At 43.4% G+C, this 4,330-nt stretch carries 2 protein-coding genes; one reads left to right on the top strand and one right to left on the bottom strand.

Features of this window, described 5'->3' with window-relative positions; translation table 11 throughout:
- The coding region (locus BACCELL_RS21840) for a glycosyltransferase family protein (RefSeq protein WP_081450841.1) at positions 1-922 on the top strand (922 nt) is incomplete at its 5' end.
- Between the two features lie 35 nt (positions 923-957).
- Here BACCELL_RS21840 and BACCELL_RS21835 read toward each other — a convergent pair.
- The coding region (locus BACCELL_RS21835; protein WP_007214260.1) for a translocation/assembly module TamB domain-containing protein at positions 958-4,330 on the bottom strand (3,373 nt) is incomplete at its 5' end.

The raw sequence follows: 4,330 nt of genomic DNA, 5'->3' as shown, positions 1-4,330 counted from the left end.
TCTGCCTACACCTGCCAATAAGCGGGTCAGTATGTCTCGCAGTATCGCATATAATCTAATGCAGGTTCCTGCTTATCTGCGTAGCATCTGTTATATTCATCGGCGTATCCATGAAACTGATGCGGACCTCGTAATCAACTTTTATGAGTTGTTGACGGGCTTGACTTATCTCTTTTTCCGTCCCTCGGTACCGCAGATCAGCGTCGGTCATCAATATCTTTTCCTGCATCATGACTTTGAGTTTCCCAAAAAGAATCCCGTGAGCCTGCTGATGCTCCGTTTTTTTACGCGACTCACGTGTATCGGAGCTAAAGAGAAGCTGGCTCTCTCATTCCGTCCGATGGAAACGGACGAAGAAGCACATATACGTGTGGTACCGCCTTTGCTGCGGCACGAAGTGCTTTGTTGTGAAGCTGCTTCCGGAGAGTATGTACACGGTTATATGGTTAATGCCGGATTTGGAGAAAGTATCTCCCAGTGGCATGAGCAGCACCCTGAAGTGCCTTTGCACTTCTTCTGGGACAAACCGGATGAACCGGAAGTATGCAGGATGGATGAAACATTGTCATTTCATCAGTTGGATGACGAAAAATTCCTTCGCTATATGTCGGGTTGCCGGGCGTATGCCACTACGGCAGGCTTTGAATCCGTTTGTGAGGCTATGTATCTGGGTAAGCCTTTGTTGATGGTACCGGCGCATATCGAACAGGATTGTAATGCTTATGATGCAGCACGCGGCGGAGCAGGTATTATTTCCGATAATTTTGAGGTAGACCGTTTGTTGGAGTTCGCCCGGAGTGAGTATCAACCCGAAGAGAACTTCCGTAGCTGGGTGCGCAGTTGTGAGTGGCGGTTGCTGAACTGTATAGAAACAGCGGAAGGAATAGGCTTTATAAATGAATATAAATTGATATATGAATAAGAAAATAGCCTGTATTAAAATAAAGAAGGGGAAAATTAACTTCCCCCTCTCTTTTCTTTTGCTTTTGCTGCTGCTTGGGTAGCGGTGGTTTCTGTTTCTTCTGTTTGCTCTTCGGTGTTCTTTTCCGCTTCTTTTTGTTCCATTTCCCGTTTCAGTCTTTTCAACCTCCACTTATTCCAGAACATAAGCTCTTTCCATCGGTTGAAGTCCTTCTTGAAAATGATACCGATGCCTTGCGTTGTCAGATTGGTTCTTGTATAATAGCGGTCGTTCGTCTCATTATACGCTTTCAGGCGAATATCTCCGCTACGGTTCACAAGCCATTCTGCTTCAAAGTCACCTACAAAGTTTGTATTTGCCATCGGATTGTCTCGGTATCCGAAGTTACCATTGATAAGCAGACGATTGTTTAGTAATTGCCCCGATAGCATTCCTTCGAATTCCATATCCGTCCAGCCTTTTTCTCCGGTGCTGAGGTTGGTACCTATATTCCAGTTGTTACTATTAATAATGTTGGAAAGTGCATTATTTAGTTGTCCCGAAAGGGTGGATGAAAGCACAGAAGTCATCATATTCGAGTTTTGTGTGGCATCTACATTCTCGGGTGTATAGAATTTGCCGATACCTAACAGATAGAGGATCTGCATATTCATTTGTTCGTCCGTTGAAATGTAGTTACGGATAAGGGCTTGCACTTCATCCCGTTCATTAGGCACTTCCAGACTTAATTTGATGTCCGGAGAAGTTAGTTGCCCCGTCAGGTTCATGATACAGTTTACACGGATACTCGTTGGAATTCCGTAGTTGCTTACATTCGGCACCAAGTCATTCAAGGATGCGGAATTCACCATATAACTTGCTTGGATATCCATGGTGGCATCCAACGGAGGACCGTTGAAACTGATAGTGCTTCCATCTTTGATGGTAAAGTCCTTGCGTATTACCTCTTGCAGGCTGAATTTATAAACTCCCTGGCTGATACGATAATTACCGAACATCTTCACATCGTCAGCCTTGTTATAAAATTCCGTACGGATATTTCCGGATCCTCGTCCACTGATGTAATCACCGGCGATGGGGTCCATCACTATCTTCATGCTTGCATCCGGTGTAGCTTCTACGAGCAGGTTCAGGCGGATATCCGTGTCACTTTCTTCCTCCTGCTGTATCTCTTGTTGCGCCAGTTCATAGTCGGAAATCAGATTGATAGAATCCAGCACAGCCCGGCGCGGTGTCTTATCCACGAATTTGATGAATTGGTTGCTGGCGGCTGAAGATACATTATCCTTTATATATACGAAGTTGGTATTCCGGTTGGTCGTCATGGCTACATCGATATTGACTCCATCCCTTGCGTTACCTGCTATCAGGGCATTCCCCGTTCCGTATACCGTTCCATAAAAAGGAAAATCCAGTGACTCCTTCGTATTCATTACCAGCATGTTGTTCACTCCAAACTGGAAACGGTATTCCAGGTTCTTGAAATGCTCATAATGCAGATAACCGTCTACATGTCCTTGATTGCCTTGTGTATCGAATATCCGGTTATCTTGGAAAGTCAGTCCATTCGGTTCTATGCGAATACTGTCTTTTATAAAGAAAGTGGTATTCAGTACGTCTACCTTCATGGAGGCATTGCCAAGTACGCGCCCTTCCATGGTGAGCCCTTTGAATTTGCCATAGAAATGTACGTGACCGCTGGCACGTCCGTTAAATTCAGGTGTGATACTACTCATGTAGTGTTCTATGAATTTCAGATTGGTGTTGTCAGCTTCAATCTGTAAGTCAAGCGCACTTTTAGGTTTTATGGGATATATGTAGCCATATACATGACTTTTAGCTGTATCTTTTTCATGGATATGGGCATCGAGATAGATACCTTCTACTTCCTGATGCCATTCTCCGTGAATGTTGGCATCGCCCAATAAACCGTCATTTAGTCCAAGGCCCCGGATGAAAAGGTCAGTATACATAACAGGCTTCTCCAATACTCCGCTGGCATAGGCAGGACCAGTAGCTTCTCCTTTAAAATTAACTCCAAGGTCGGCAATATCAAATACGTAGCCTATATTGATATCTTTTAAATCCAGGCGTACCGTATCCTGAGGTTGTTTTGAGATAGTTCCGTTGATGCGCAGGTATCGGTCTTTATGGCTGAAATAAAAGTCGTCTATATATATCTTTCCGGAGTCGATTACCACTTTTGACGGATGTATTTCCCATAAAGTGTCATTCAGGATAATATCCGTTTTTTGAACATCGACGACGGTTTTCAAAGCCGGAATACTCTTGTTTGAGCGGGAACGCTTTTTGTTCTGATCCTCAGCTTGTGTGCGGATGAAATGTGTAGCAGCAGCTAATTTGCCACTATATGTGACAGCGCTACTGTTTCCCCAATTCAGAGAGGTCTGAATAAGGTCATCTTTGGCTTGTGCGTCTAACGATACGTTGATGGAACCTTCCGGTTTGCGATTACTGAATCGTACACGTGCATGAAATTTATCACCGGGATTCTCACACAAGATCATACCCGATTCAAGGAACTTGTCTCCATAGCGCAGACGCGGGAAATATCCTTCTACTCGCAGGCGCTGTGCTTTGTCATTAAAGTATCCTTTTAGGGTAGAATGTGTATAGACCTTAACCGGAATATTAAAGATGGTGGAGAATAAATCCGTATTAAAGATATTTATGTCGAAATGGAAGTTGTTCTCACTTTCTATGTTTTTTTTGTCCGGCAATATTAGAGCAGGAATATATCTTCGCATGATGTTCAGTACACTGGCGGGTAGTGTGCGATAGGAATAATCTCCTTCAATACTTGCATTCAGGAAATTAGAGGCTATTTTTAATTGTTTATGCGATTCGTCTTCCCGAGTGGCGGTTATTTTTAAGTTGTCCAGAAAATAGTTTCTATCGGGTGCTGTGAATTGCAGGCTGTCAATATTGATCTCTCCATTCATTTCATCGATGGAACCACCGGTGAAATCAGCCGTTAACTGAATAGAAACTGCCGTATCTTCATATTTAGGTGTCAGGTGAAGCTCGTGGGGGCGTACATTACGGATATCGGCATGGAAATTAAAAGTCGGTACACGACTGGCTGTATTAATGCTACCATTTAGCAGAACAGAACCGTTTTCGTCATCCAATGCTATCTTTCCGTTGAAACCGCCTTGTTTATATTCTCCGTCGAGTGTGATGTTCTCATAGTTATAATCGCTATAGTCGATGGAAGCGATTAATCCCTTCATTACTATGGAAGGATATTGCTTTTCGTAGTGATTGCCTTCGACCTTGAGATTGAATGTGACCTTTCCTAACTGGTCGTTTGCCAGCATATTGCCTAGCTCAAACTCTTCAGTCTTTACTGCACCCGAATAAGAAAAATAACCTTTTTCTTTATTT

It is taken from the genome of Bacteroides cellulosilyticus DSM 14838, assembly GCF_000158035.1.
GTDB lineage: Bacteria > Bacteroidota > Bacteroidia > Bacteroidales > Bacteroidaceae > Bacteroides > Bacteroides cellulosilyticus.
The sequence above is the reverse complement of the archived record's forward strand: the minus strand, read 5'-3'. Positions and strand labels throughout refer to the sequence as shown.